Raw genomic sequence first — 24,213 nt, 5'->3', positions numbered from 1 at the left:
CCATCCAAGAAAGCCGCGCCCAGTCTGCCGAGGAGAACGCCGCCCGTCTGCGGGAAATCGAGGAGCTGCGTCAGTCCATCCAAGAAAGCCGCGCCCAGTCTGCCGAGGAGAACGCCGCCCGTCTGCGGGAAATCGAGGAGCTGCGTCAGTCCATCCAAGAAAGCCGCGCCGAATTTGCCGAACAAGCTGCTGCCCAAGCTCAAAGCCTGCGAGAGCTACAGCAAGTTGTCAGCGAGACCCGCTCTGACTTAGCTCACCTTGCCGAGTGGGCAGAGGAAGTGACTCAAGCTCTGGTTACCCTCACCGCTCTACAACGAGAGCACGAACGCGCCATTCAGGCCATCAACCAACGGCAGGCGGAAACGGATCAGAGGTTCAACGTTCTCCTTGAAGAAGTGCGCTATCTGATTCGCCGGCAAGGCTCTGACGGAAATCCTCCCCCCTCGTTGCCCTGAGCACTGGGATCCCTTTAAGAACTGCAAGGACAGCCCTAATCTTCATCCACTTCCCACTCCAACAGATGTGCATAAGGGGCCACCAAGTCGGGGGCGTAAAAGGCGATGGCTCGAAGGGCATGCCAGTCTTCCAAGCAGCCAAAGACGGTCGGATACTCATTGCGCTCCAACCGCTCTGCAATTGCCGCCACCTCAGCTTCGGTAAACTGGCGGGGATCCATCCCCTTGGTAGGGGCCTCCACTTTGGACTTGGATCGGGCAGACATAGGCAGCCTGAACACGCTACAAGCCGATCTTAGCCTCTTCCTTTTTGCCCGGCCGACTTTGAAAAAACTTGACACACTCCCCACCTCAATCGCTTGCTTCTTGCGCAGTTGTGAGGACGGGGCCTCAGACTTAACTTTTGGGCAAGCCGGGCCGTGGGCTCCCAAACTCTGAAAAGGGATCCCCATTCCTCCAGTTTCGTGGCAAGGTGAGGACAGATACCGCATCGGAGGCTGCTATGGAGAGCAAGATCCCCGCCCGCGATGTCCAAGTTGCCCTTATCGGCCCGTCCACGTTGGTTCTCCGCTCCCGCACCTGGGATCGCCTGAAGTTTGAGCTGGAATACGCTCGGCAACGGGGCACCACTGCCAATAGCTACCTCATCCAGGCCCGCCAAACCCTTCTCATCGATCCTCCGGGGGAATCGTTCACCAGCATCTTTTTAGAAGAGCTGGCCCAACACCAGTACCTACAGCGGTTGGACTTTATTTTGCTCAGCCACGTCAACTTTAACCGCATTGCCACTCTCAAGGCCCTATTGCCTCTGGCTCCCTATGCGATGGTGCTCTGCTCCAAGCCGGGATCCATTACGCTACGGGCTGCCTTTGAAGAGATGGATCCCTTGCCCCGCAGTCGCGACGAAGAAGAAGCCGCCGATCTGGGCATTTTCTACAATGGCGACCAGTCTTTCCGTTTGCGGGTCATCCGGGATGGGGATCGCCTGGATCTGGGGGAAGGGCATGAGTTGCACTTTCGCACCGTGCCCACGCCCCGCCACCCCGATGCCCTCTGTACCTACGATCCGGCCACCGGGATCCTCTACACCGATAAGCTGTTCGGCGCCCATGTGTGCGATGAGCAAGTTTTTGACGAACATTGGCGGCAGCTTAGCGAAGACCGTCGCTACTACTTCGACTGTTTGCACCGCAACCAATTGCCCCAGGTGAAGGCAGCCCTGGCCAAGTTGGAAGAATTTCCCGCCCAAATCTATGCCCCTGCCCACGGCCCCTTGGTGCGCCACAGCCTGCGGCGGTTGCGGTTGGACTACCACACTTGGTGCGAAGAGGATCCCGGCGAGCAGCGGGTAGCTCTCCTATACACTTCCGCTTACGGGAATACAGGTTTGATGGCCATGGCCATAGCCCAAGGGTTGGAGCGGGCCGGCGTTAAGGTGGAGCGGATCAACTGCGAATGGTCCACCCCGGAAGAGATCGCCCAAGCTCTGGAGCGCTGCCAGGGGTTTGTTATCGGATCCCCGACCTTGGCTGGCCATCCCCCGGTGCAAATTCAAACCGCCCTCGGCATCATCCTTTCTTCGGTTCCCACCACCCGATTGGCCGGGGTTTTTGGCTCCTACGGCTGGAGCGGAGAAGCGGTGGATCTCATCGAGAGTAAGTTGCTCAATGCCGGCTTTTCTCTGGGGTTTGAGACGATCCGCGCCAAGTTTAAGCCCACCCCTGAAATCCTAGAAGCCTGTCAAGAGGCGGGATCCCAGTTTGCTCAGGCCCTGCGCAAAGCCAAACGAGCCCGCGCCCCTCGCCAAACCAGCAGCGAAACTCAGGCGGATCGGGTTGGGCAAGCCCTGAGCCGGGTGGTGGGATCCCTGTGTGTAGTCACCGCCCTGCAAGGAGAGACCCGCCGCGGCTTCCTCACCTGGTCGGTGGCCCAGGCCAGCTTCAATCCGCCGGGGCTAACCCTGTCGGTGAACAAGGAACAAGAAGCCGAATTGCTGACCTATCCCCAGGCCCCCTTTGTGCTCAACATCTTGCGGGAAGGCAAGGGCAGCAACTTGCAACGGCACTTTCAGCGGCCCCAGCGCCCTGGAGAAGATCGCTTTGCCGGCTTGGCCACGGCCACTGCCGAAAATGGCTGCCCCATTTTGTTGGATGCCTTAGCTTACCTGGAGTGCCGTGTGAAAACTTGGATGGACTGCGGGGATCGCTACCTGGTCTATGCCGAGGTGGAACGGGGCAAGGTGCTGGATCCCACGGGGGTTACGGCCATGCGGCGGGGGTAGTGTATTGGAGAACAAAGATTTGTTGTGGAGTCAATGCTAACTGGATCCCGTCGATCACCTTGAGCTGACGATCTGCTCGGCAAATTTCCGGCTCTTGTTGAGGGGCAAATATCAAAACAGAGTAATCGTCTAAATCCACCATCCACCCTAATTTGCTGCCGTGCTTTAGGCAATGCAGGATATTATCGGTTACACGGCTTACCCTTCGACCCGGCGAAAGAATTTCGATAATTCAGTCGGGTGCTGCGGTGAAGTCATCCTCTGGCTCGCCTGTTTCACTGAGGCGAGTTCGATCCCACGCAATTACGGCAATATCGGGAACAATGGAACGACCGGCAAAAGTGCATCGCAATTCGGGTAGGGCAGTATAGTCGGTGGTGCTGCCGTCAACCTCAGCCACGAGGCGTTTTTGCAAAATGGAATGGCGGACTTTGGGCAGCGGTTTTTGAATGGCAACTCCATCCACGTACTCCCATGCCGGAGAATCTTCTATGTGAGGCAACTTGAGGAAGTCTTCAAGAGTGAGAGCCAAATCTAGGCGAGTTGTCATAGGTTTAGGCAAAGCCCCCCGGATCCCTGCCAGTAATGTATCCCAAAGCGAGGGGAAGAAGTGGAATTAAAATTGCGGCAATTCGGGTAGATGTAGCGTAAAAGTCGTCCAACCGGCAGAGCTGCTGACTTCGAGGGATCCCCTCAGTTGATCCACCATTTGTTTCACCAAGGCCAAGTCTAGATCGGTACTCCCTTCCTTAGCCCACACTGCGGAGCCCTAGCAAAGCAAAAAGCCCCCAGGCAGGGTAATCACCTCTCCTGAGGGCCAAACCCCCTCAAATCCCAGGTAGGTTAAGCCTGAACTCTGCTCGGCTCGTAGAAGACTTTGGGCAGAGATCGAGCAAACTTCGAGAAATCAGCCCTTGACTTGCGCGAACCATAATCTGCCTTTAAGTCAGAACGATTGAAAGCTATCTTCTCTCTTGCGGGCTCGTAGAAGATCCACCTCCTAAGGGTGTAGTTCACTTCATAGAGAGTTTGCCGAACGCCGTTTATCAACGATAGAGATCTGGAGCTGGGAGCCTTTGGCGGCTGATACCAGTAGATATCCTCGGGAGATACAGATAGAGGCTCTGGACCTGCAAAGGGCGGCTCGTAAAAAGTTGCAAAGTCAGGCTGAGGTCGGCACTGAAATTGAACCTGATACACCGACTGAGAGGTCATTTCCTGCCGACTCTGCTGCCAAAGCTGCAGCATCTTGCCGACATCAAATCCCATCGCTCGCTGAAAATGCCACAGGGATCCTTGTAGAAAAAAGAAGGCTAAGTAGAAGTGAGCATTCGCCAGCCAAACCCTTGAGGAGTAGTTCCACGCTCCCGTTTGATTTGGATCGAAGTAGTAAGGAGTAAAGGCGGATTTCAGCTCCAGGGTGGGGCCGTAAAACTCCACCGGGTAGGCCAGCGAGTTAAACCCACAGTAGTAAGAAGCCGCAAAACCGGCTAGGGCGATGCCGAATAGAGAGTAGGAGAGGATCCCATCTGCTGAGAAGAGAAAGCGAGCTTTAACCCACTCAAACGGCGGAACCAGGATATGCCACACCCCTCCCAACAAGAGAAGAGCTCCCACATAGATATGGCCCCCCACCAAGTCTTCCAAATTATTGACATCAAACAGGTGGGTGCGGTAGTTCCAAAGGGTGGCAAAGTCCAAAGTTGGAGCCGTAACCAGGCGTACCTGACCGGTGTTGGCGTCATACAGCCCCCCGAACACCATCGCCTTGGCCACCAACAATAGGGATCCCAGGCCCAAAATCAGTAGGTGGTGCCCCAAAATCACTCCCAACGTTTTGGCATCATCCCAAGTGAAGTGAAACTTGGCAGCCCTGCCGAATTCCATATCTAAGCTGGGGGGAAGTTGGGTTTGGTGGAAGTAGGCTCCTCCAGCCAACACGCCGGCAGCCACCAGGTGAATTGAGGCAATGGCCACATAGGGAAAGGTATTGACGATCTGGCCACCGGGGCCAACCCCCCACCCCAATGTGGCCAAGTGGGGCAGCAAAATCAGCCCTTGCTCGTACATGGGCCGCTCTGGCGAGAACTTGGCCAGCTCAAACAAGGTAAAGCCCCCCGCCCAAGCCATGATCAAGGCCGCATGGGCCACATGCGCCACGATAAAAGTATTAGAGAGGTTCATCAATCGAGCGTTACCTGACCACCAGGGGTAGCCCGATGGGTGCATCTTTTTGGCATTCATAGATAGCTCCTCAGTGAGCCCTCAAAAATACAGGCACGTTTAGCTCAGACCGGCAATGATATGGTCAAGATAAACGGCCATTTCTTGACTTGCCTCTGTGTCGAGACTTTCGGTCAGGACCTCTTTCATGGCATTGAGGGCCTGAATGACGCGATCGATGGGAACGCCGAGGGTGATGTAAGTTTCTTTTAAACCCTGCAACACGCGCTCATCCAAAATTGAGGGATCGGCAGCCAACATGGCGTAGGTGGCATAGCGTAGAAAATAGGTCAGGTCCCGCAAGCAAGCCGCGTAGCGCCGAGTAGGGTACATATTGCCCCCCGGTAGGGTAATATCCCCGTAGAGCAAGCTCTTGGCAACCGTTTTGCTGATAATGCTGCTGGCGCTGGAGCTGATGGTTTTGGCCGCCTTGACGCGCATGTTGCCACTCTGGAAATAGCGATTTAATTGTTCCAGAGCTGCGGCATCTAAGTAAGAGCCTTTCTCATCGGCGGGGTTAATCAGGGAAGTGATGGTATCTTTCATGGATTTTTCTCCTCTAAGCACTAGTAGGGACTGATTTCTTGAGGCAATTGGGCAAATGCTGTTCGCGTTAGCGGGACGGAGTCCTTGCACCGCTTGCTCAGGCATTGCCTGTGAGAACTCTTATGGATTGCAACTTAAGACAACTTCACAGCTTGCAGGTCAAGCTCGCAAAGCCAGCCGAAACCTCAAGCTCACAGAGGCAGGAGTAGCGCGCCTCAACTCTAAAACTGAGCGAGAGGGCAGCGATTTGTCTATCCATTCATCGATTCAAAAAGCGCGAATCAGTCGATCAAAGTAGGGGGCAGCTAGAGCCATCTCCTCTGAAGAAAGAATGCCGGCAGCTACCTCTTTTAGGCAGCTCATCGCCACCCGCAGGTTGGGTAGCGGCACGCCCAAAGAGATGTACATTTCTCGCATGCCGTTCAAGCCGATATCTTCCAGCGGCTTATCGTTGCCTGCCAAGATGCAATAGCTAACCAAGCGGATATACCAGCCTTGATCTCGTTGACAGAGGGCAGTTTTTTGAGGGTTGCCCTTATTGCTGGGGGTGTTGGGGCATTTGGCCCAAAACCGTTTGCTGCCTTCCTGGACAATTTTTTGCTCGTTCTCTGCTAACTTTTGGGCGGCTCGGATGCGAACTTGACCCTTGCTGAAGAAATCCTCTAGCTTGGCGATCTCGGCACTGCTGAGGAAGCGATCAGCCGCGTCCGACTGCGCGATGACTTGGGCAACAATGCTCATAGGTTTTTGGCAAGGAACACTCTACAGGTAACAAAGTAAGCCAGATCCTCAAGAACCGAAATCACTTATTAAGAAAAAGTTGTGAATTGAAACTTACTTGCAACAAATCCTCTCTGCCTCGCGTCTTCGGCAGCGTGACCAGATTGAGAAGGTTGGGTTGGCGGCCAATCCAGATCCCGGATACGACAGCAACCCTCAGAATACTCAGCCTCTATCTCTTCTGGCCGAGATGAGCATCTGTGTTGGGAACTATTTCCGTATCTGTTGCTACAGAACTTACAATAAGACGGGCTGTGCAGAGGTACCGGGGGAGAGAACCCCTAAGGTAGGGATCAAATCGGCGCTGCGCCGCTTTAAGGGCTAAGTTTCTGAGGCAGGAATCTTGCCAGATCTGCGTAACCATCGCTACTTTGAAACCAACCTGGAAAAGCGCAAGCGCAAAGCAGGAGTCCCCAGGGATCCGCTCAACCTTTAAAACTGGGGCAGAGGGGGCAGGTGGAGCGTGAAAGTTGTCCAGCCGGCGGCGCTGCTGACCTCGATGGATCCCCTCAGTTGATCCACCATTTGTTTCACCAAAGCCAAGCCCAGACCGGTGCCCCCTTCTTTCCAAGGATCATGGCTGGGGATCCGGTAAAAGCGCTCGAAAATGCGGGTGAGTTCCTCAGCCGGGATCTCTTGGCTATTCCTGACTTGGATGCGAGTTCGGTTGGCCTCAACCCTGACTTCTAGGCGGATGGATCCCTGGCCGGGGGTGTATTTCACCGCGTTGTGCAGGAGCTCCCGCAGGATGCGTCCCAACAGCAAGGGATCCGTCGTGAGGGTGCTCTCCAGAGGGACACTGGCTTGAAAGGTTTGCCCTTTGGCGCGGGCCTGCTCTTCGGCAATGGCTAACAGATCCCCTAGCAGCTCCCGCCAGGTGAGGGTTTGCACACTTAGAGCGTAGGTCCCGGACTGCAACCGCTGCAGATCCAACAGGTCGTTGATGAGCTCGATTTCCCGCTGGCATTCTCGCTCTGCAATGGCTAAGTATTGAGCTCGTTTCTCCCCAGTGGGAGCCATCTGCAACATTTTCAGGGCCATTTTCATGCTGGTTAGAGGAGTGCGCAGCTCGTGGCTGACAGTGCTGATGAAATCGTCTTTCAAGCGGTTGAGGCGCTCCAGGGCTTGCACCTGCTCTTGGGCAGCTCGGAATAGGCGCGCCTGCCTTAGGCCGATAGCACATTGATTGGCCACTTGAGCTACGAGATTCATTTCCTGCTCATCAAAACTTTCCTCGCTGCTGCGAAAAACCCACAGATCCCCCAAGACTTGCTCCCCATCCCGCAGAGGGCAGACCAAGACTGATCCTTGGCGGGGGGCGTCAGGAAGTAAACAATGGTCAGGAAGTAAACAAAATATGCAGGGCTCTCCTCGCAACAACTGGGCGTAGAGATCTGGATATTGGGCAAAGGGAATACAAGTATGCAAGGCCGACCCCAAGCGAGGACAATACTCGTAGCTGATGGTGGAAAGGGTGAGATCGGCGTTGTAAAGGCCAATATCGCAGCCATCTGCATTTAGGTTTTCTCCCAGCTCGCGCAGAGCGGTGTTGAGAATTTCAGCTTCATCCAGAGAGTCGCGCACCCGGTCAGTGATGCGTTTCAGCAGGGCCTCAAATTGCAGGGATCGCTGCAACTCAGAGGTGCGTTGCCGAACCTTTTCTTCCAAGGTTTGATTGAGGGCTTGCAGTTGTTCATATAACTGGGCCTGTTGCAACGCGATGGCTAATTGATCGCTCAGCTCTTGTAAAAGCCGGATTTCCCACTCTTGCCAAGGGCGGCTGGATTGGCAGTGCTGAACTACCAATAGACCCCACAAAGCCTCACCCTGCCGAATCGGGATCACCAAGTTGGCTTGGGCTTGGAAAGACTCCAGCAACTCCCGATAGCAAGGATCCAAATCGGCTATTGCTACATCCCCCACTGCCTGGACAAAGCCCTCTTGGTACTTGCGATAGCACGGATCCCTTTGGAAATACTCATCCCACACGTAGCGGCCCAGGTGGCTGGGCCAGGGATCCGCTACCGACTCGGCGGCCACAATCCCACCCCCGTTTCCCTGCAGTCGGTAGATCATCACCCGATCTACCTGGAGAAACTCTCGCACTTCCGCAACCGTTGTTTCCAAGAGGGTTTGCAAGTCCAAAGCTTGGCGGATCCGCCGCAATAAGGCCCCCAACAGTCGCTCCCGCTCTGCCTCTTGCCGAAGCACTTCTTGAGCTTCTTTGAGGGGGGTGATGTCCACAACAACACCGCAAACGGCATAGGGATCCCCTTGCTGATCCCGCAGGGCAAACTTGGTGACCCACTGGGTCAATCTCTTGCCATCGCGGAAAAAGGTTCGCTCGTAGCTGACAGGATGCGGAGATTGCAGGACTTTTTGATCCTGATCTCGAAATTCTAGAGCCTCTTCTGATGCGAACAGCTCACTATCCAACTTTCCAAAGAGCTCTTCTGCCTTGCAGCCTCTCTGTTTTAGATAAGTCTTGTTTACATGAAGATAGCGCCCTTCCAGATCTTTGAGAAAGATAGAAAAAGGGATCCCATCCAGAATAGCCCTAAGCCGAGCTTCGCTTTCTTGTAGAGCCAGCTCTGCTTCTTTCTGCTCCGTAATATCTTCGGTAATGCCAACAATACGGATAACCTCTTGCTGTTCGTTCAAGATGGGTCGGCAAGAAGTACGCAGCCAGCGCAGCCTGCCATCCCGATGGAAAAGGCGGTAGGTGATCTGCTGGGCTTCTTGAGTGGCTCGGGCGGCCGCCTGCAGTACCCTTGGCAGATCTTCGGGATGGATCCTGTCTTTCCAGAGATCTGGCTTGCGGCGAAACTCTTCTGCTGTGTAACCCCAGATCTTCTCGCTTTGGGGGCTTTTGTAGAGAGACTGGCTCAAGTCTGCAGAATACACAAAGAAAACCACCGGTACAGCCTCTGCAATTTCTCGGAAGCGGGCTTCGCTCTCTCGCAAAGCCAGTTCCACCTGCTTTTGTTGGGTGATATCGCGGGTACTGGAAACGATCCCTTGCACAGAGGGATCCTCCAAAAGATTGGTGCAGAGGCTCTCCAGCCACACCCACTGGCCATCGGCGTGTTGGGCCCGGTAAATAAAGCTGAGTGTCTCGCCAGGTCGAGCCTTGAGTTGCTCAAGAGCATTAGCAACGTTCTGCCGATCCTCGGGGTGAACCCAATCCAAGGGTACGGCCTCTCCCTGATTGGGAGCACGCCCCAAAATTTTCTCAGCAGCCGGAGGATTTAAGGTATGCAGCAGACCTTGGGCATCGATACGACACAAAATGTCGTGGCTGTTGTTGAGGAAGGCGCGAAAACGCTCTTCTTGTTCCCACACCTCCTGTTCCAGCCGCTTTTGTTCGGTGATATCTAGGACAATGCCGAGAAGTCCTAATCCTTTAGACTGATCCTGAAGCTTTACAGCGAAGCGATAGGTGTAGCGCTCCTGGCCTTGAATCATTTCCTTACCTTCGAATTGGCAAAACCCTTGCCGCTCTACGTCGGATAGAACTTGAGAGGTGTACTCCGGCCAGTGGGGATGTTGCTGAGCCACCTCCTCCAGAGAAGTACCCAGCAGATCGCCAAACCAGGCGCGGTCAGTGGCATTTTGCAAAATTAGCACTCCCTGGGGATCCCTGGCCCACACTGCCAATGGCAGGGCATCCAACAAGGTGCGCAGTTGGGCCTCCCGCAGCCGCAGGTTTTCTTCCAACTGTTTCTTCTCGGTAATGTCTCGGCCCACCCCGCGGATGAACTGCAAGCGGCCCCGCCGGTCAAAAATGCCTTGGTTGATCCACTCAAACCACCGCACCTGCCCCGCTGCATCCGCCACTCTGCTAATCCGGGTAAAGGTGGGCTGCTGAGGGGTAAGGTGGGCTATCTTTTGCTGCGCCTGCTCCTGCTCTTCTGCCGGCAGCACGTCGATCCAGCGCCTGCCCCGCCAATCCCCCAAGATTTTCTGGCAAGCTTCGTTACATTCCACCACCGTCGTATCTGCACGCCCCAGCATGATGACATCGGGAAAACCCACCTGATCCCGCTGCAGCCAGCGCTTTTGCCAGTACATCACCACGGCCAGTGAGGATCCCCAAAGGAGCAGCCAAAGCCATCCGGGCAGAGTGTTCCAGTTGAGTAAGGTAAGCAGGTTGACCAGATCCCAGGAGGCGCTCATGAAGGTTGTCGATTAAGTTAAGTTTAGAAAGTGTCAAGGAGTGCACTGCTTTTCGGTAGCATTTCTAACCCAGGATCAAGCACTGTGCCAACAATTCCCCATCTCCCCGAAAAGGAGAGCAAAGTTTGAGTCTACTGGAACGGTGGGGCAGTATCCTCGAAAAGGGGGCTTTCAGCTAGAAATCGCAGGAGCCCCGCACTGTACCCGTAGGGTCAGTGTCGGGAGGAATGCGGAAGTTATGATAGAACCATGACCCAAGTCCTGACTGTCCCCTGCAAGCTCAAGGTGTCCCCGTCGCAAGCCGCCAAATTGGACGCGACAATGGATGCCTTTGTGCAGGCGTTGAACTGGGTCAACCAAAACACACCAGAAAAAGTAGTCAACGCAGTCAAACTCCAGTCCCTTTGCTATTACCAGATTCGCGCTCGGTTTGGCTTGTCCAGTAACTTGGCTCAGCAGGTCTGCAGACGGCTGGCCGGTGCCCGTAAAGTTGCCCGACAGAAAAACCGTCCGGTCAAAGCGTTCAAGAGAGGCTTTGCGACCTACGATGCCCGTATCTTTTCGTTTCGCGAGAAAGACTGGACGGTGTCGCTGACCACGGTGGAGGGTCGGGAGCGCTTTGAGCTGGCGATTGGCCGTTACCAGAGAGAACAGTTGGCAGGCTCCAACCCCAAATCCGCCACTCTGGTCAAGCGTAAAGACGGTTCCTACTCCATTCAAATCTGTGTGGAAACGGAACCGTGCCCACCGCAACGCACGGATAGAGTGCTGGGGGTGGATTTGGGAAGGACGGATATTGCCCATACGTCAGAAGGGGATAACTGGAATGGACAGCAGTTGAACCGAATCCGAGACCACTACTCCAAGCTGAGGGCGGTACTCCAACGTAAAGCCAGTAAGGGCACCCGCAGTTCGCGGCGCAGATGCAGAGAACTGTTGCAACGGCTGTCTGGCAAGGAGAGACGCTTTCAAACGTGGGTCAATCATCGCATCTCCAAAGCTATTGTCTCTAGGGCAAAAGCTACCAACAGCGCTATTGCTCTGGAAGACCTGACAGGGATCCGGGAAAGGGTCAATCAACAGCCGCGCAGCAAAGCCGAGCGGCGCAGGGCCAACAGTTGGGCGTTCTACCAACTACGTCAGTTTCTGGAATACAAGGCGAGGGTTGCAGGGGTTTCTCTGATTCTTGTTCCGCCTGCTTATACCTCGCAGACCTGTCACCGGTGTTTGCACATCCATCCCGACCCTGCGCAATCCTATCGCAGTGGAAAGAAGTTTAAGTGTGGGCACTGTGGATGGGAAGGAGATGCGGACTTGAATGGTGCAAACGTAATTGCGCTCTTGGGGGCTGCCGTAAACCAGCCTGGAGGTCCGGGCTTGTTTTGTTCTCTGGTAGAGCAGAGCAGGCCCAGGGCTACTGAAAGCCCGCTCCGTACCGCTTAGCGGTCGGAGCCGGGTAGTTTACGGTGAAGAGTTGTTTCTTAGATTTCCTGAGTGTTCGGATAGATAGTTCTGAATCCAGCGCACCAGCCGCTGAGAGAGCACGAAAGCTTCTGGTTCGTCCCCTTTGATGCCGACTTGGCTGCTAAAGCAGGCGATGACCTCCTCGTTCAGCTCCGGTTTAGAAGGATCGCTGCGAAACTGCAGCCGCACTTGGCTTTGGACCTGAAAACTCTCTTGAGCTTGGTTATCCAAAACTTCCTGACCCACTCGATGCAGCCGCACTCCTTGCAACTGAGCCAAGGGATAGGAAAACACCTGCTGCCGCCAAAAGCCCCAAGGGCCACCCAGCCGGGTCAAGGTCACCCGTTGGCTTTGGCAATCTAGATTCAGGATCTGCCCCAACCCCCAAGGGATCCCAGCCCACAGGCCCATCCCCACAGCCACCAAACCCAACAGCGGCGAACGGGCCCACAGTTGGGATCCCACAATCAGCAGCACCAAGCCCCCTGCCGCCCGCCAAGCCAGTTGCTGAGAGGTAAACCGCTGTAGGGCAATGCGCAGCCGTTTGGGATTGCGCTCCAGAACCTGCGGATAAACCAATGCCATGAAATGGGATCCCACTGTTGAGACTAGTTTAACAGGGCTGCTCTTCCCTAGGTGCTGAAGGCGTCTTATCCGTACATTGCGTTGGTGAAAAACTACAACTCCGGCTCGGCAAAAAACTCTGATAAATCCAGCGCAAATCCAGGGATCACCTCTCCACCTTCCAGGATGTCGCCGGGTTTCTTCAATGCTTCAGGCTCAGGCCGGCGATAGACCAGAACGTATTTCTCTTCAGGATGAATGATCCAGACCAGCCGGGATCCATTCTCAAAATACTCAACGAGCCTATCATGGATCTCTCCAACGGTGTTGGCATCGGAGAGAACTTCTACAGCCAAGTCTGGGGATCCCTCAATATAACCCCTTGGGATCCTGCCCAGAGATTGCAGTCGTTCTTTGGAAAAAAAAGAACAATCCGGAGAACGGCGATTGCCGGATTTCATTTTGAAGGAAGTATCGGAATCGAAGGTAAATCCAATCCTTTGACTGCGAACGTAGGAGCCCAGAATGATGTGAATCAAACTTACGTAGTACCCATGCTTTGCACCTGCCGAGCCCACGGTAACCAGTTCTCCGTTCACAACCTCATAGCGATTGCCATCCTCCGGTAAAGCCATAAACTCTTCGTCAGTCCAAATTTTTCGAGAAGCTGCCGGAGAACTATCAGCAGGTGCCTCGGCCAATTTTTCTCTTTCCAAAACCTCGACCATCATGACCTCCGCAATGAAAAACGGCTAAACCAACCAAGGGAGCCGGTCTGGGGTCAACACATCCTGAAGAGCGATCTGCACGCCCGGTAAGAAGTCAGCAAGCTGCCCTGAGGGATCCCCTTATTTAGGATCCACCAGGGATCCCATGAACAACACGGTTTGGGCCGCTGGGTTGCCGCCGGATCTGGAGGCCACAATGGCAAACCAGAAGGGCCGATCTGCCACAAATTGAAAGGGCTCTTGCCGGTCGACAGCAGTCCGGGAGACGATCACCCCAGTAGCGGCTGCCGCCTCGGATCCCTCTTCGTTCACTTCAATTGCTGCTTTGTGCAGGACTTTGCTGATCCGCGCTGGCTCTGGGGTCATCTGGCTGAAATCGGCTCGGTTGGAAAAGGCAACTCCCAGGCCCAACTGCTGCAGAACGGAAGTGAGATCCGTTTCATAAGCCAATTCAAATCTCGGGATCCGCACCGAACCGGCACGGGGGCGCAGGGATCCCGTCCATTCTTGCCAAGTTTCCGGGCTCAGCTCTGCCCGCAGCGATTCCAGCTTCACTCCCTTCTTGGGCAGCAGGATCAGCATTTCCAGTTCTCCTTCCCCGTAGGGCAGGCTCACCACCTGCAACTGCTCGGTTTCCAGGTAGTCGTAACGACCTGATTGAACCATCATGGGTACTCGGACGCGGCGGCCATCCAACCGAGTAAAGGGCTGAGTTTGGGTGCGCTCCGGATCGAAGGGCTGAGTCCACTCGCCTTTGAAGTAGATGGCATTGAGCAAAACCATCAAATCCTCGCGGCTGAGGCGATCCACAATGCGGTTGATCTTGCCCTGGGTGCGCTCGGCCACCCAGCCGTTGATCTGGTTCACCGTTTGCCGGGATCCCAAATTCACCCGATTCACCACCGCTTGGTAGTAGGTGGCCAAAGCCTGCAAAAACTGGGGCTGTAAGGTGAGGGTTTGATCCACCCAGAGGCCGTTGGCCATTTGCACCTGGACTGGCCCTCCTGCCGGGGATCCCTCCGCCAGCCAGCCCACCATTTGGGCATTGCTCCAGTTCAACTCATTGAGGGAAAGGTCCTGTGCCTCCAGCACCTCGGCCATTGCCGTTTGAGTCTCCCCAGAGGCGCCGTTGTAGAGCATGCTCAGGGCCAGGCGGATGCTCAAGGGGGAGAAAAAGAGGTTCTCTTGGGGCTGCTGACGGAGCAGGTGATCAAACAGTTTCAGCGCAAAGCGGCTTTGGGCTTGTTGGGCCACGGTCTTTTCCCCATACCCTTCCCCATAGGTCACCGTTGGCTCAAAGGGAATCCGCACCGGGGTTTCCTGTGAACGGGATCCCATCCCGTGAGTGGGCCAGAGGCTCAGGAGCCCCAGGCCAAGCAGAGCCAGAAGCGGGATCCGGCTCACCGAGGATCTATTGAATCTATTGAAATTGAAATTGAAAGGGTCTTTCATACGGCTCTCCTGGCAGGGTGGGGAACGATAAAGTCTATGGCTATGCTATCGGGTCGGTTGTGGGCTGCCCTTGCCCAGAGCCGCCATTCCGGCTGCGCTCAAGGGGGAAAAGCACAGGCCGCTTCCGGCAAGCAAGAATTGGCAAGGCTCTCCCAGGGGGGAACTTCCTGCGTCTGGCTGGTCAAGTCGCAGCAGCAGCGTCTGGCGCGATAGGATGAAGCCTGCACAGGAGAGCGCCACATGGTTCTGTTCACGATACACGTTCCAAAAGGGTGCAGAGTCGCCTTGGGCCTGGCTCTACTGCTCCTGGGATCCGGCTTGGGGTGTACTGCTGCCCCGGAGAGATCTCCCGCCTCCCAAACTCAGGTGGCGGAAGCCCTCTCCCCATCCCCCCCGGCAATAGGGCAGCCCCAGCAACTGCCGGTTGAAGCGGAAGTCACCCTTGCCGGCCAACGCTTTGAGTTAGAGGTGGCCCGCACGCCTGAGCAGCAGCGCTTGGGCCTGATGTTTCGCACCGACTTGCCGCCGGATCGGGGCATGTGGTTTCCCTTTGATCCGCCCCAGCCGGCTTCTTTTTGGATGTTCAACACTCTGATTAACCTGGACATCATTTTCCTTCACCAAGGCAAGGTGGTGTACATTGCCGCCGATGTGCCCGGCTGCCCCGCCCGACCCTGCCCCACCTATGGGCCGCCTCCTTCCCAGTTGGTGGACGGTGTGCTGGAGTTCCGCGGCGGGACGGCTGCTGCTTTGGGTTTGGCCGTTGGAGATCCGGTTGAGATCCGAGAGCTTCAGCCCGCAGCCCCTTGATCTCTCCCTCCCTTGGGGACAAGGAAGACGGGCTCGCAGATGATCTTTTGAAGAATTTTTGCGATGATTTTTGAGAGTCGCCAACTGAGTCCATAAAAGAGGCGACCGCGAGCTCAGGATTGGTTTGGCCACCGCAAGCGAGTCTATGGATGTCAGCAGCGTAAGTCATTGGATAGGGGTGGGGGCTGTCGCCCTAGCCTCCATCCTTTGGGCTGAGATCGTGCGGGATGGGCGCCATTGGCTGGCCCACCGGTGGCCCTGGCTGATGCCCAAACACATCCTGCACCACCGCCTGTTCCGCCCCGACCTTAGCGTGGTGGATGCACAGCTGTACCGAGAATCCCAGTGGCACCACGACGTTCCCGAAGCGGCGACGATGATCCTGGCCGGGATCCCTTGGGTGGTGGTATTGGGCCAGGGATCCCTGCTGTACGGCCTGGCGGCAGCGGTGGGGGTGGTCTACTCGGCCAGTTTCTGGGTGGCTGGTATGCTGCGGGGTTGGGGGCTGGCCCTGCAGACGGATATCACCCACCAGCCGGGGCCTTTCCCCGTTCCTCCCAGCCAATGGCATGTCAACCGCGCCTACCACTGGCGGCACCACTTCGACGATACCAACGCCTATTTTTGCGGCACCCTGACTCTCGTAGATCGGCTCATGGGCACCAGTCTCTCCTTGAAAGGCAAGCGAGTAGCCGTCACCGGCGCCTCCGGCACCCTGGGCCGGGCCTTGCTCAAGCATTTTCACCAGCAGGGGGCCAAAGTCATCGCCCTCAGCTCCCATTCGGATTCGGTTCACATCGAAGTGGACGGCCAGATCCAGCCGGTGGAGACCGTTCGCTGGCAGGTGGGGCAAGAGGGATCCCTGGCTGAGCTGCTGGAGCGGGTGGATATCTTGGTGCTCAACCACGGCCTGAACGTCCACAGGCAACGGGATCCCGAGTCTGTCCGCCAGTCCTATGCCGTCAACACTTTCTCCAGTTGGCGCCTAATGGAGCTGTTCTTCCAGACGGTGCGCGGCAACCCTGAGATGGCCACCAAAGAGGTGTGGGTGAACACCTCAGAGGCTGAGGCTAGCCCTGCTTTCAGTCCCCTCTACGAGCTCTCCAAGAGGGCCCTAGGCGATCTGGTTACTCTGCGCCGCCTCGATGCTCCCTGCACAGTGCGCAAGCTCATCCTCGGCCCCTTCAAGAGCCAGCTCAATCCCATTGGGGTTATGTCGGGAGATTGGGTGGCCGCTCAGATCTTGGCCCAGGCCAAACGAGACTGCCGCAACATCATCGTCACCATCAACCCCCTGACCTACTTGCTTTTCCCCCTGAAAGAGCTGGCTGTGAGCACTTATTTCCGCTTGTTTAGCCGTCGGTCTCCCCAGCCAGGGATCCCTGCCCCCAACCCAGATCCTGCAGGTGGGGCCGAGTCCGGTGATTTGCCTTTGGTTTAGTTAAAAGGAACTAGATCCCAACCCGTTCCATAGCTCTATGGCATTGGGCGCAAAAGTGGAGTAAGACAAGAGCAGGTTCCTTGGCGTGCCAATACGAACTTTTGGGGAGCGAGAGCGCCCCTTGGCTTGGCGGAACACAGCAGCTCGATCCCCGGTGAGCGTTGGGTGTGAGGAGTAGGAGTGAGCGTGAACATGGTGCGACAGTGGGTGAGCGCAGTACTCTGCGTGGTGGGTGGATCGTTGATGTCGGGGCTGTTGTCCGGCTGTGCCATCCCGATGCCTTCGGCATCTGCGGGAGTTTCTGAAGTCCAAGTGCGCTTGGTGCATGTGGCCCCCAATGCCCCTCGAATTGACTTGGAGGTGGGAGGGGTGAAGGCTGCTCGGGGTGTAGCCTATGGCTCGGTGAGCGAATACGTGCGCATACCGGCGGGCGAGTACGACATTGTTTTGTTTTCAACGCCTGAGAACCCTGGCCAGCCTGCGAGTTCTTTGGTTGCGGCCAGAACCGTAGCCAATCTCAGGGGCGGGGGAGTATTCTCGGTGGTTGCTGCCAACGAGCCGAATCGCATGACGGCCCTGGTGCTGGAAGACAACATCCATCCGCCCTTTGATCAAGCCCTGGTGCGGTTTGTCCACGCTGCCCCTGATGCGCCGGCCCTGCAATGGCAAGGGGAGCAAGGGCGGGTACTGCTGCCCCAGTTGGCGTTTGGACAAGTATCCACCTTTCAAGCTATGCGCCCCGGCTTTACCCAAATTCAAGTGGCCATAGCCCCTTCAGCCTCCGCGCCAGGTGTGCAGTCGGCTCCCAGCCGGAGCATTCCCCTGCAGCGGTTTGACCTGCAGCTGGAGGCGGGGAAAGTCTATACCCTCTATGTAGCGGGATTGTTGCGCAGCAATCCGGCCCTAAGCCTGGTGCTGGCAGAGGAAACTCGAGCTCGCAGGCTCCTATAGCCAAGGTGTTTCGGTCTCTCTTCTCCTTACACTGAGTTAAGGAATACCTCAGGGTGGGGGCAGATAGGGAATATGCTCTGTGGTGGAGCAGGCCAATGCCGTTGGCGTTCTCCGCTGCCAATATGATCTTACAAGGATCTCAAAATCCTAACATGCGGTGCGAAGCACTAGGGGATGCAGCCTGTGGATGCTTTGTTTCAAGTTGTGGTGCTGAATCAAACCCCAGATCCAGAACGGGTCATCTACCAGGCCATGCACCAGGATTACAGCCCTGATTTTGTCACCTCAGAAAGCCGGATCCCGGAAAAGTATGGAGAGGCCGTGGTGCGGCATTTGCTGGAGGGCAACCGTGGCCACTATGGGCCTCTAGAGCATCCTCAGATCACCTTTGGGGTGGGCTATTTTCCCCACGCCGTCATGCAACAGGCCCGTACTCATCGGGTGGGAATTTCTTTTGATGTTCAATCCTTCCGATATACAGGCCAGCAAATTGCCGATTTGGGCAAAAAGCTCTTGTTCGCGTCAGCGGTGCGGAGCACAACCGAGACTGCTGCTCCTGTTGGCGAGACCGGCTACGGTTGCGTCAGCGATCGCGTCAGCGGGCCGGAGGCCTATCGCGACAGCGGTGCGGAGCACATTGCGGAGCACAGTGGCGGGACGGAGTCCTCCTTGTCTTTGCAAGAGCTGGAAACTTTGTTTTACGTTCCTGCCAGCGTCAAGGAGGGCAAAGCCAAAACCCGCCAGGGCTGCAAGCCCATCTCCCCCGCAGCTTTGGATATCATTCTTGCGCAATATCGCAGCCAGGCCATTGCTTATTATCGCCTGGTAGAAGAGTGCGGATTGCCCTATGAAGATGCCCGTAACATCATTGGCTACGGGATCCGACAACACTTCGTGGTCTCTTTCAATTGCCGTAGTCTAATGCATTTTTTGGATTTACGAGCCAAAGAAGATGCTCAACGAGAAATTCAACATCTGTGTGAACTGATTTGGCCCCACTTTGAAGCGTGGTGTCCCCACGTGGCGGCCTGGTATCGTAAGCATCGCTGGGGAAAGGCTCGATTATCCCCCTAAACTTAGTTTAGATAGATATGCTCTGCTAACCCCTTCTGCGGCTAATCCTGTTTTTGATCTTTTGTTGGGTTACGGGTATGGATCCCAAAGCTTATGAGCAAATGGCAGGCTTGGAAGACCGGCATTGGTGGTTTTTGGGTCGCCGTCACATTCTGAGTCGGGTTATTGGATCCCTGTCGCTTCCCCCCTCTGCTTATATTTTGGAAGCTGGCTGTGGTAGCGGCGGCAACCTGGAGATGTTGTCCAGATTTGGCAAAGTTTGGGCTATGGAAAAGAGTGAAATTGCACTGCCGCTGGCCCAAGCTCGCGGTATTGGGATCGTGGCAGAGGGGGAGTTGCCAAACCGGATCTCCTTTGGTTCTCAACGATTTGATTTGATTGCTTTGCTGGATGTGCTGGAGCATCTGGAGAATGACAAAGAAGCTCTCCTAGCCCTCAGTCAAAGGTTAACCCCATCTGGCTACTTAGTTGTAACTGTTCCGGCTTATCCGTGGCTGTGGAGTTTACATGATGAGCTTAATCATCACAAGAGACGATATACCCGCGGGCAACTTTTGTCGTTGCTTAAAAGCTCAGGTCTAGAAGTTTATACCCTTGTTTTCTTCAACAGTTTTCTTTTCCTAATCATTTCAGGGATCCGCATAATGCAGAAAGTGCTTCGCCTGAGGGAAAGCCAAGATCTGAAAATGCCGCCGCTTTGGCTCAATCGACTGCTGACGGGTATTTTTGCTGCAGAAGCCTATCTGATACCTAAGTTTTCTCTGCCCTTTGGTGTATCTCTGCTGGCAGTAGCCGGCCCGGCAACGAAATCGTAGTATCCTGTCATCATTGCTGTTCTCAGACTGTACTTTGATCATTGCTTAAACTCTCATGTTTCGACATCCAATGTCTGCAATTCTGGTAGTTTCTACAACAGCCTTTTCCGACGGTACTTAACCCACTCAACAGGGATTTTTATCTCTTGCATGATGAGGATCCCAATTACTTAAAGAACTTATTTTGTGTCAGCAGCATGAAGTCCTTTGAAGCTGGGAAGGGCCGTCAATAGAATTATCTGGTGAGGGCTACCCATTCAAGTTTTGGTCAACACTGATCTTGTCCAATAGCCTCAGATGCACAATCTTTTCTGTAAGATTGTCAACAGTCTTGATGCCGAAGGAGATAACCCTTGGCCGAACGCGGCTATAAAACTCGTCTGGATCTGCATCGTTTGTGGGTGCCCTTGGCCTGTTTTGGCGATGGCCTTTGTATTTGGTTGGCCTTTGGGGCGGGCTACTGGCTGCGCAGCTTGCGTCCTCATCAGCTCTTGCCTTGGGATGTCTACGCGGCCTTGGGATTGTTGACCGCCCTCAGTTATTGGGGCATTCAGGCGGGCTTAGGCGGATACGGTGAGTCGAAGCGCTTGTCTCGCTTTGAAGAATGGGCCAGTTTGCTGGTGGGGTTGGGATTGACGTTTGGTTTGGTGCTGGCAGGGGCCTTTTTCGTTCGCTCGGTCTCTTTGTCGCGGCTGGTGGTGGGCTACGCCGGCTTGATGGCTCTGCTGAGTTTGACTTTGGTACGGGTGGGGTTGCGGCTGGGCATGGGCTGGTTGTGCTCTAGGGGCTACGGTCGGCGGCAGGTCATCTGGGTGGGATCCTGGTCGGTGTTGGCGGAAGTGTTGGAGCGATTGCAGCGATCCCCGCAGTTGGGCTTCCAGGTAGTCGCCTGGGCAGGCGTGGGGCAAGGCTCTTGCGGGGAAGATCTCCCGTCCCAGGATGGGGATCCCCGGCCAGACTCATATCCAGTACTGAACACCGCCCGCCCTACCTCTGACGGGGTTAAGTCTGCCGCCAGGACTCCGCCAGGAACCCTCTCCCGCTTGTGCAGTCAGCCTGAACCTTCCTGGTCGGCTCTTGAGCGTCTGGATCTGGTCCATTTGATTGCCTATCTGCAAGCCCACCCAGAAGTGCAGGAGGTGTGGTTTGGGCAACCGGAGCTGGCAACTGCTCCTCTGTTGCTCAGTTTGCAAACATTGTCGGTGCAGGTGCGCTTGGTGCCGGATATCTTAAGTTTTTTAACGGTGAACTTCAGCCTGCAGTCTCTCGACGGGATCCCTCTGCTGACTCTGCGCCAGCCCCCTTTGCGCTACGCCCACAACCGGTTCCTCAAGCGAGCTGTAGACATCCTAGGAGCTTCCCTGGGCCTGATCTTGCTTAGCCCTCTGTTTTTGATTATTGCCCTGCTGGTAGCCTGCAGCAGTCCTGGCCCCATTCTGTATTGGCAAGAGCGGGTGAGCTTGGACGGGCGTCGCTTTTGGATTGCCAAGTTCCGCACCATGCGAGTGGATGCTGAGGCAGCCGGCCAGCCGGGCTGGACGCGCCCCGGGGATCCGCGCCGAACCAAGATAGGAGCCTTTTTGCGCCGCACCAACCTGGACGAGCTGCCCCAACTGTGGAACGTCCTGAAAGGGGAAATGAGCCTAGTGGGCCCCCGCCCAGAGCGGCCCTACTTTGTCGAGCAGTTTAGCCAGGAGATCCCCAAGTATCCGGATCGGCATTTGGTAAAAAGTGGCCTCACCGGCTGGGCCCAGATCCACGGCCTGCGGGGAGATACCAGCATTGCCCGCCGCACCCAGTATGATCTCTACTATGTGCAAAACTGGTCGCTGTGGCTGGATCTGCGCATCCTGGCCATTACCCTCTGGCAAGGGATCCGCGGACGGTTGGCCGGATACTAGGGGTTAGCGTATGCCATTCTCCCCCCAAGAGCTGCTCTACGAGGGCAAGGCCAAGCGCATCTACCGCACTGCCGATCCCAGGGTTTATCTTTGCCAATACAAAGACGACGCCACGGCCTTCAACGCCCAAAAGCGGGGATCCATCGCCGGCAAGGGAGAGGTGAATTGCACCGTCTCCAGCCATGTGTTTGCCTACCTGGCGCAGCAAGGGATCCCCAACCATTTCTTGGCCCAAACCGGCCCCACCGAGATGCAGGTGCGAGCCTTGCACATCCTGCCTTTGGAAGTGGTGGTGCGCAACCGCACAGCGGGTAGCCTCTGCCGACGGCTGGGCCTGGAGCAGGGCCTTCCCATCGAGCCGCCGCTGGTGGAGTTCTATTACAAAAACGATGCCCTAGGGGATCCCCTGGTAACCCCCGACCACATCCGCCTATTGCAGTTGGCCACGCCGGAGCAGGTGGAGCGCCTCGGATCCCTGGCTTTGGCCATCAACAACCATCTGCAGGCTTTCTGGCGAAGCTGCCGCCTAGAGTTGGTGGACTTTAAGCTGGAGTTTGGCCTGGACGAGCAAGGGCAGATCTGGCTAGCGGATGAGATTAGCCCCGACACCTGCCGCCTTTGGGATCGGGGGGGATCTGAGCCGCGGGTGCTGGACAAGGATCTCTTTCGCTTTGATCTGGGGGATCCGGTGGCTGGCTACCAGGAGGTGTTGCAGCGGGTGCTTCAGGCAGTGGGATCCCAATTCCTTCTCTCATAGAGGGAGAGGAGCCAGGGGTGAGGGACTATAATCGCCTCAGCGATCCCACTCCTTTAACGCCCGAGCCTCCTTTCGCTTGTCGGGATCCCGCCATGACCTCTCCCCGCCCCCCCTACCCCGGCGAGCGTTTCCGCCGCCAACTGGCCAACCTGCTGGATGCCTGGGTGGAGCAGGGGTTGATTGAACCTGAGCAGCGGGATCGGCTGTGGGCGTATTACCAACTGGAGAGTTTGCAACGCTCAGCCGGCGGGCGATTTGCCCTGGTGCTGCTGCTGTTTGGCGCAGTTCTGGTGGGCCTAGGGGTGATCTCCTTTGTGGCGGCCAACTGGGCTGCCATTCCCCGCTGGGCCAGAGCCTGGGGGTGCTTGGCCCTCATGGTAGGGCTGCAGGTGGCTGGCTTCCAGGTTTGGCAGCAGGGATCCCAGCGTCTGGGTAGCGCCCTGCTGATAGCCGGTGAACTGACCCTGGGAGCCTGTATTGGCCTGATGGCGCAGTGGGTTCAGCTTGGCGGATCCGCGGCAGGCCTGTTTTGGGCCTGGGGGATGGGCGGTTTGGCCATGGCCTACGGCTTGCGTCACAGCCCCAGTGGTGTACTGGCCTGCCTTCTGCTGGGCTCGGGGATGGTAGCCGACTTCGTGGATTGGGGGACTGTCAACTTCCTGATACATTTACGCTGAACACTGCTGAACATCACTGTTCAACTATGCAGCGATAGCATTCTGTTTGTTTCCAACCAGAATGGCGGTATCCCGCAAAGCTTTGAGTAGAATACCCAAAGCGCAGTTTCCGTGTCGTCTTACTACCAATTTTCTGCTTTGCTTTGGCTACCATGTTGGCAGACTCGAAAGTAAACAGAAAGATCAACTGGTAGTAATCCGTACTGAGCATATTATACATTATTTTCAGTATAGTTGAGCTTATTATTGACTAGAGTCATCCTCTATCCTTGGTTGACCCTGGGCCTGCTGGTTCCTCTGGCCTATTGGTGTTGCTCTCGCTGGGTTTTTGCCCTGGCCGTGGTGAACTTTGGCCTGGCGTTGCAAGGGTTAGCCGAGCGTTTGGGCAGCTCTTTCCAAGGTTTAACCCTTTTGCATCTGCTTGGTGTTGCAGTTGTGTGGGGGTTGGGTCTGTGGCACCAACGCCATAAGCCTTGGCTAAGCCGGGTTTTAACTGAAGGAAGGGATCCAGAGCTTCCCGGCGAGCTGGAGCAAGGCTTGGATTTGGCCCCGACAGCCCAGAACTTGGCTCTGCTGGGGCTGGGTGTCCTGCTCTATGTCTGGAGCTTTGTCGGGAGGTGGGTCGATCTTTCCGAGGATCCCCTCTGGAACGTTGGGGATCCCTGGGCGGGCCTGTCGGCAGCAGGATTGCTATTGCTAGCCGGTTGGAGCTGGTGGCAGGGTTGGCAGGAGAAGGGATCCCAGCCCGTTTCGTCTTGGCTGAAGGATGCTGCTGTTCTGATTTCTCTGGTTGCCTTGGCGCTTTTGCTGGGGATCGGCAGCTCTGTGCCTTTGAACGTGACGGCAGGAGCAGCCTTGGTCCTCTTTGCCCCCTGGATAGTGACCTTGCTGTTGCTGGGGCTGTCAGCAGTGCTCTGCTGGGAAGGGCTACAGCAAGGGCGGCGGGGGCGCTTCTGGCAGGGACTGTTGGGGCTAACCCTGGTGGTGCTGACCCGCTTTTTCGAGTACCCAACCGGCCTGTTGGCCAAGTCGGCGGTGTTGGTGGCCTGTGGGATCGGGGTGATCTGGATTGGGCTGAAGTTTGAGCGGCGGATTTTCTCCCGTCTCTAATTCTTGCC

At 56.1% G+C, this 24,213-nt stretch carries 20 protein-coding genes and 3 pseudogenes; 14 read left to right on the top strand and 9 right to left on the bottom strand.

Annotated elements, in window-relative coordinates; genetic code table 11:
* A pseudogene (locus tag ACVWYY_RS10495) lies at positions 1–455 on the top strand (hypothetical protein); the annotation flags it as partial.
* A 35-nt stretch (positions 456–490) separates the two neighbouring features.
* Here ACVWYY_RS10495 and ACVWYY_RS10490 read toward each other — a convergent pair.
* Entirely contained in the window at positions 491–721 is a 231-nt protein-coding gene (locus ACVWYY_RS10490; protein ID WP_457385214.1) for a DUF2555 domain-containing protein, read from the bottom strand.
* Positions 722–957: 236 nt separating this feature from the next.
* Here ACVWYY_RS10490 and ACVWYY_RS10485 point away from each other — a divergent pair, with 236 nt between their 5' ends.
* Positions 958–2,736 (top strand): flavin reductase, encoded by a 1,779-nt coding sequence (locus ACVWYY_RS10485; RefSeq protein ID WP_457403987.1) that lies wholly within the window; start codon positions 958–960, stop codon positions 2,734–2,736.
* Here ACVWYY_RS10485 and ACVWYY_RS10480 read toward each other — a convergent pair.
* The 4 genes and pseudogenes from ACVWYY_RS10480 to apcD form a co-directional block, all read right to left on the bottom strand.
* Positions 2,714–3,286: pseudogene (locus ACVWYY_RS10480) on the bottom strand (Uma2 family endonuclease). The gene ACVWYY_RS10485 and the pseudogene ACVWYY_RS10480 overlap by 23 nt on opposite strands.
* 293 nt (positions 3,287–3,579) lie before the next feature.
* Positions 3,580–4,980: a chlorophyll a/b binding light-harvesting protein gene (locus tag ACVWYY_RS10475; RefSeq protein WP_457387765.1), complete on the bottom strand. Its 1,401-nt coding sequence runs from the start codon at positions 4,978–4,980 to the stop codon at positions 3,580–3,582.
* A gap of 39 nt (positions 4,981–5,019) precedes the next feature.
* The gene (locus tag ACVWYY_RS10470; RefSeq protein WP_099812041.1) at positions 5,020–5,505 is read right to left on the bottom strand and encodes an allophycocyanin subunit beta; all 486 of its coding nucleotides are present in this window, start codon (positions 5,503–5,505) and stop codon (positions 5,020–5,022) included.
* A 267-nt stretch (positions 5,506–5,772) separates the two neighbouring features.
* Complete coding sequence (apcD, locus tag ACVWYY_RS10465) at positions 5,773–6,246, bottom strand: allophycocyanin subunit alpha-B (protein ID WP_099812040.1); 474 nt, start codon at positions 6,244–6,246, stop codon at positions 5,773–5,775.
* Positions 6,247–6,577: 331 nt separating this feature from the next.
* On the opposite strand from apcD, the pseudogene rpsU reads away from it, so the two are divergent.
* Positions 6,578–6,721: pseudogene (rpsU, locus tag ACVWYY_RS10460) on the top strand (30S ribosomal protein S21).
* Here the strand turns inward: rpsU and ACVWYY_RS10455 are convergent.
* Positions 6,718–10,461 (bottom strand): PAS domain S-box protein, encoded by a 3,744-nt coding sequence (locus ACVWYY_RS10455; RefSeq protein ID WP_457440471.1) that lies wholly within the window; start codon positions 10,459–10,461, stop codon positions 6,718–6,720. The pseudogene rpsU and the gene ACVWYY_RS10455 overlap by 4 nt on opposite strands.
* A 249-nt stretch (positions 10,462–10,710) precedes the next feature.
* Between ACVWYY_RS10455 and ACVWYY_RS10450 the strand changes: the two genes are divergently transcribed.
* Positions 10,711–11,904 carry an RNA-guided endonuclease InsQ/TnpB family protein gene (locus tag ACVWYY_RS10450; protein WP_457403989.1) on the top strand — a complete coding sequence of 398 codons (1,194 nt, stop codon included), beginning with the start codon at positions 10,711–10,713 and terminating at the stop codon, positions 11,902–11,904.
* 18 nt (positions 11,905–11,922) lie between these two features.
* On the opposite strand, the gene ACVWYY_RS10445 is transcribed toward ACVWYY_RS10450, so the two are convergent.
* From ACVWYY_RS10445 to ACVWYY_RS10435, 3 genes are all read right to left on the bottom strand, one after another.
* A complete protein-coding gene (locus ACVWYY_RS10445; RefSeq protein WP_457403990.1) occupies positions 11,923–12,510 on the bottom strand; it encodes a hypothetical protein in 588 nt (195 codons plus the stop codon).
* Between the two features lie 92 nt (positions 12,511–12,602).
* Positions 12,603–13,217 (bottom strand): Uma2 family endonuclease, encoded by a 615-nt coding sequence (locus ACVWYY_RS10440; protein WP_457404010.1) that lies wholly within the window; start codon positions 13,215–13,217, stop codon positions 12,603–12,605.
* A gap of 120 nt (positions 13,218–13,337) precedes the next feature.
* A complete protein-coding gene (locus ACVWYY_RS10435) occupies positions 13,338–14,621 on the bottom strand; it encodes a serpin family protein (RefSeq protein ID WP_457440469.1) in 1,284 nt (427 codons plus the stop codon).
* 84 nt (positions 14,622–14,705) lie between these two features.
* Here ACVWYY_RS10435 and ACVWYY_RS10430 point away from each other — a divergent pair, with 84 nt between their 5' ends.
* The 10 genes from ACVWYY_RS10430 (at position 14,706) to ACVWYY_RS10385 (ending at position 24,205) form a co-directional block, all read left to right on the top strand.
* On the top strand, positions 14,706–14,882 hold the full coding sequence (locus tag ACVWYY_RS10430) for a hypothetical protein (RefSeq protein WP_414389705.1): 177 nt from the start codon (positions 14,706–14,708) through the stop codon (positions 14,880–14,882).
* 72 nt (positions 14,883–14,954) lie between these two features.
* Positions 14,955–15,479: a DUF192 domain-containing protein gene (locus ACVWYY_RS10425; RefSeq protein WP_457403992.1), complete on the top strand. Its 525-nt coding sequence runs from the start codon at positions 14,955–14,957 to the stop codon at positions 15,477–15,479.
* Positions 15,480–15,624: 145 nt separating this feature from the next.
* Positions 15,625–16,920 (top strand): bifunctional sterol desaturase/short chain dehydrogenase, encoded by a 1,296-nt coding sequence (locus ACVWYY_RS10420; RefSeq protein ID WP_457440473.1) that lies wholly within the window; start codon positions 15,625–15,627, stop codon positions 16,918–16,920.
* Between the two features lie 180 nt (positions 16,921–17,100).
* Positions 17,101–17,871 (top strand): DUF4397 domain-containing protein, encoded by a 771-nt coding sequence (locus tag ACVWYY_RS10415; RefSeq protein ID WP_457440467.1) that lies wholly within the window; start codon positions 17,101–17,103, stop codon positions 17,869–17,871.
* Between the two features lie 183 nt (positions 17,872–18,054).
* On the top strand, positions 18,055–18,945 hold the full coding sequence (locus ACVWYY_RS10410) for an FAD-dependent thymidylate synthase (RefSeq protein ID WP_011433380.1): 891 nt from the start codon (positions 18,055–18,057) through the stop codon (positions 18,943–18,945).
* Positions 18,946–19,022: 77 nt separating this feature from the next.
* Entirely contained in the window at positions 19,023–19,760 is a 738-nt protein-coding gene (locus tag ACVWYY_RS10405) for a class I SAM-dependent methyltransferase (RefSeq protein ID WP_457440464.1), read from the top strand.
* Positions 19,761–20,113: 353 nt separating this feature from the next.
* On the top strand, positions 20,114–21,661 hold the full coding sequence (locus ACVWYY_RS10400) for a sugar transferase (protein ID WP_457440462.1): 1,548 nt from the start codon (positions 20,114–20,116) through the stop codon (positions 21,659–21,661).
* A gap of 10 nt (positions 21,662–21,671) precedes the next feature.
* The gene (purC, locus tag ACVWYY_RS10395; protein ID WP_457410550.1) at positions 21,672–22,418 is read left to right on the top strand and encodes a phosphoribosylaminoimidazolesuccinocarboxamide synthase; all 747 of its coding nucleotides are present in this window, start codon (positions 21,672–21,674) and stop codon (positions 22,416–22,418) included.
* A 17-nt stretch (positions 22,419–22,435) separates the two neighbouring features.
* Entirely contained in the window at positions 22,436–23,095 is a 660-nt protein-coding gene (locus ACVWYY_RS10390; RefSeq protein WP_457440460.1) for a DUF2157 domain-containing protein, read from the top strand.
* A 246-nt stretch (positions 23,096–23,341) separates the two neighbouring features.
* Positions 23,342–24,205, top strand: coding sequence for a hypothetical protein (locus ACVWYY_RS10385; RefSeq protein ID WP_457403998.1), 864 nt, complete (start codon positions 23,342–23,344; stop codon positions 24,203–24,205).
* Positions 24,206–24,213 lie beyond the last annotated feature (8 nt).

It is taken from the genome of Thermostichus sp. MS-CIW-34, assembly GCF_054060435.1.
The sequence above is the reverse complement of the archived record's forward strand: the minus strand, read 5'-3'. Positions and strand labels throughout refer to the sequence as shown.

Coding starts and splice junctions, on each gene's coding strand:
- ACVWYY_RS10490 (WP_457385214.1), bottom strand. CDS start 721: ATGTCTGCCCGATCCAAGTCCAAAGTGGAGGCCCCTACCAAGGGGATG.
- ACVWYY_RS10485 (WP_457403987.1), top strand. CDS start 958: ATGGAGAGCAAGATCCCCGCCCGCGATGTCCAAGTTGCCCTTATCGGC.
- ACVWYY_RS10475 (WP_457387765.1), bottom strand. CDS start 4,980: ATGAATGCCAAAAAGATGCACCCATCGGGCTACCCCTGGTGGTCAGGT.
- ACVWYY_RS10470 (WP_099812041.1), bottom strand. CDS start 5,505: ATGAAAGATACCATCACTTCCCTGATTAACCCCGCCGATGAGAAAGGC.
- apcD (WP_099812040.1), bottom strand. CDS start 6,246: ATGAGCATTGTTGCCCAAGTCATCGCGCAGTCGGACGCGGCTGATCGC.
- ACVWYY_RS10455 (WP_457440471.1), bottom strand. CDS start 10,461: ATGAGCGCCTCCTGGGATCTGGTCAACCTGCTTACCTTACTCAACTGG.
- ACVWYY_RS10450 (WP_457403989.1), top strand. CDS start 10,711: ATGACCCAAGTCCTGACTGTCCCCTGCAAGCTCAAGGTGTCCCCGTCG.
- ACVWYY_RS10445 (WP_457403990.1), bottom strand. CDS start 12,510: ATGGCATTGGTTTATCCGCAGGTTCTGGAGCGCAATCCCAAACGGCTG.
- ACVWYY_RS10440 (WP_457404010.1), bottom strand. CDS start 13,217: ATGGTCGAGGTTTTGGAAAGAGAAAAATTGGCCGAGGCACCTGCTGAT.
- ACVWYY_RS10430 (WP_414389705.1), top strand. CDS start 14,706: ATGGCTATGCTATCGGGTCGGTTGTGGGCTGCCCTTGCCCAGAGCCGC.
- ACVWYY_RS10420 (WP_457440473.1), top strand. CDS start 15,625: ATGGATGTCAGCAGCGTAAGTCATTGGATAGGGGTGGGGGCTGTCGCC.
- ACVWYY_RS10405 (WP_457440464.1), top strand. CDS start 19,023: ATGGATCCCAAAGCTTATGAGCAAATGGCAGGCTTGGAAGACCGGCAT.
- purC (WP_457410550.1), top strand. CDS start 21,672: ATGCCATTCTCCCCCCAAGAGCTGCTCTACGAGGGCAAGGCCAAGCGC.